This window comes from Halopseudomonas sp. (genome assembly GCF_041579695.1).
Taxonomy (GTDB): Bacteria; Pseudomonadota; Gammaproteobacteria; order Pseudomonadales; family Pseudomonadaceae; genus Halopseudomonas.
In genome coordinates this window covers 1-2,132 of the sequence record NZ_JBFGFI010000186.1, presented here as the reverse complement: position 1 = coordinate 2,132, position 2,132 = coordinate 1, and the positions used below count along the sequence as shown (strand labels likewise).

The 2,132-nt window shown below is 62.6% G+C and carries 2 protein-coding genes and 1 pseudogene; 2 read left to right on the top strand and 1 reads right to left on the bottom strand.

The window, feature by feature from the left end; all coding sequences use genetic code 11:
• Positions 1-108: 108 nt before the first annotated feature.
• Complete coding sequence (locus tag ABYA88_RS16225; protein ID WP_373188421.1) at positions 109-576, top strand: flavodoxin family protein; 468 nt, start codon at positions 109-111, stop codon at positions 574-576.
• Here ABYA88_RS16225 and ABYA88_RS16220 read toward each other — a convergent pair whose 3' ends face one another.
• A complete protein-coding gene (locus ABYA88_RS16220) occupies positions 577-1,872 on the bottom strand; it encodes an MgtC/SapB family protein (protein ID WP_373188420.1) in 1,296 nt (431 codons plus the stop codon).
• A 101-nt stretch (positions 1,873-1,973) separates the two neighbouring features.
• Here ABYA88_RS16220 and ABYA88_RS16215 point away from each other — a divergent pair.
• Positions 1,974-2,132 (top strand): annotated as a pseudogene (locus ABYA88_RS16215) (SprT family protein); the annotation flags it as partial.

Here is a 2,132-nt window from a genome sequence, read left to right as displayed (position 1 = left end):
TTTTCGCTGTGGTGGTCGCCTGGCTCGGCTCCGAGCGCGCCGTGGCCCGGGTCTGGGGCTCGCGCTGACAGCTGCCGCCATGCCGTCAAAGCAACAGGAGACATACCGATGACCAACAAGACATTGCTTATCGTCGCCCATGCGCCCTCGGACAACACCCGGCACCTGGCCGAGTCAACACTCACTGCCGCCCGCCAGGCCGCTGGCGATACCGTCGAAGTGGTGTACAAACCGCCGTTGGAGACCAAACCCGCCGACGTCCTGGCGGCCGATGCGATCATTCTCGGCACCACAGAAAACCTGGGATACATGAGCGGTGCGCTGAAGGATTTCTTCGACCGCTGCTACTACCCGGTCCTGGAAGAGAAGCAGGGCATGCCCTGTGCCGCGTACATTCGCGCCGGTCAGGACGGCACCGGCACGCTAAGAGCGATCCAGTCGATCGTCACCGGGCTGCGCTGGTCCTGGGTTCAGGAACCGCTGGTGCTCAAGGGCGAGTGGGATGTCGGCTTCGTCGAGCAGGTGGAAGAGCTCGGCAAGTTCATGGCAGCCGGCCTGGATGCCGGCATTATCTGATCAGATCCACAGCCAGCCGGTGGCTCCTGCAGCCACCGCCAGCAACAGGATACTGCTGGCCCAGCGCGCCAGCGACCAGCCACCGATAAACAGTACGATCGCGGCCTTGACCAGTGTATTGGTCAGCGAGGCCAACAGGATGCCGCGAGCAGCCACTGTACCGGACAGGCCGTCATTCGCCTGGTTGGCCAGAGCCACGGTGATGGCATCGACATCGGCGATACCGGACAGGATCGCCAGAGCATAGATACCCTTGTCGCCAAACCAGGCCTGCGCCGCGTTCGACATCACGAACACTGCCGCCAAGGCCGCGGTGATCAGCAATGCTGATTTCAGCTCCAGCGGATTACTCATCGCCGGCTTGTGCTCAACGTCGTCACCCTTGAAGCGCCATAACACCAGCCCCATCGCCGCCAGCGGAATGATTCCCAGCAGGAGCATCCCGGGCAACAGAGGGATCAACAGTTCTCGATTGACAACCGCCACCTCCACCAGAACGCGAGGTGCCATAGTGCCGCAGGCCAGCGCGATACCCGCGCCAAGCAGTGCCCGGCGCCGGGTGTCCGACGCGGACATGCGCGAAAAGCTCAGGGTGAGTGCAGTGCTTGAGGTCAGTCCGCCGAGAAACGCCGTCAGTGTCAGGCCCACCCGGTCACCGAGAATACGCACCGCGAAATAACCGATAAAACCGATGCCCGCCACCAGCAGCACCAGCCAGCCTATAACCCGCGGGTTCAGGCTGTCCCAGGGGCCCATGGCCTGATCAGGTAGCAGCGGCAACACCACCAGCATGATCACCAGCAACTGCAGCGAGGCGGTCAGCTCGTGCCTGGAGAGTTTCTGCAACGCACCGTGGATCTCCCGCTTGAAGCCCAGCAGCACAGCAACGCCGACGGCGGCAATGACCGCCTCGAGCTGCATGCCCAGCACCGCCATTGCGCCCAGCGCGCAGGTGAGCAACGCGGCTACCTCCGTCGTCGCACCAAGATCGCCGGTCTTGCGCACAGTCTGCAGGTAACCCACCACCAGCAACGCAGCTACGCCTACCAGCACTGCCGCAAGCACCCATACCGAGGTAACGCTGGTCAGCTTGGCCGCCACCCCACCGAGCAACCCCAGTAACGTAAAGGTACGGATACCCGTGGGGGAGATCTCATTGTCGACATCCGGGTCAATATCGCCGCCGCGCGCTGCGCCATGGAAGTTCTGTGTCTGCCAGCCCCGCTCGAAACCGATGATCAGTCCGACTGCCAACGCCACCAGCAGCCCGGGAATCTCACCTGTGTATTCCATCATTGGTGCATTTTCCTGCTTCCATATGTTCCCCAGAACATAGCACACAGGCGCGAGCCCACTGGCGCTTCTGCATCGTCGCCGGGCCGTTTATACTGCATTGCATGGATAGACTGATGGCACGTCTCGAGGAATGTTACCGACTGGCGGAGGAGCGCTTCGAACGCAGGTTCGAGCGCCCGCGGGTGGATCTCGACCTGCGCGGACAGAAAGCCGGTGTTGCCTACCTCGGGCGCAACCTGCTGCGCTTCAACGCCCATATG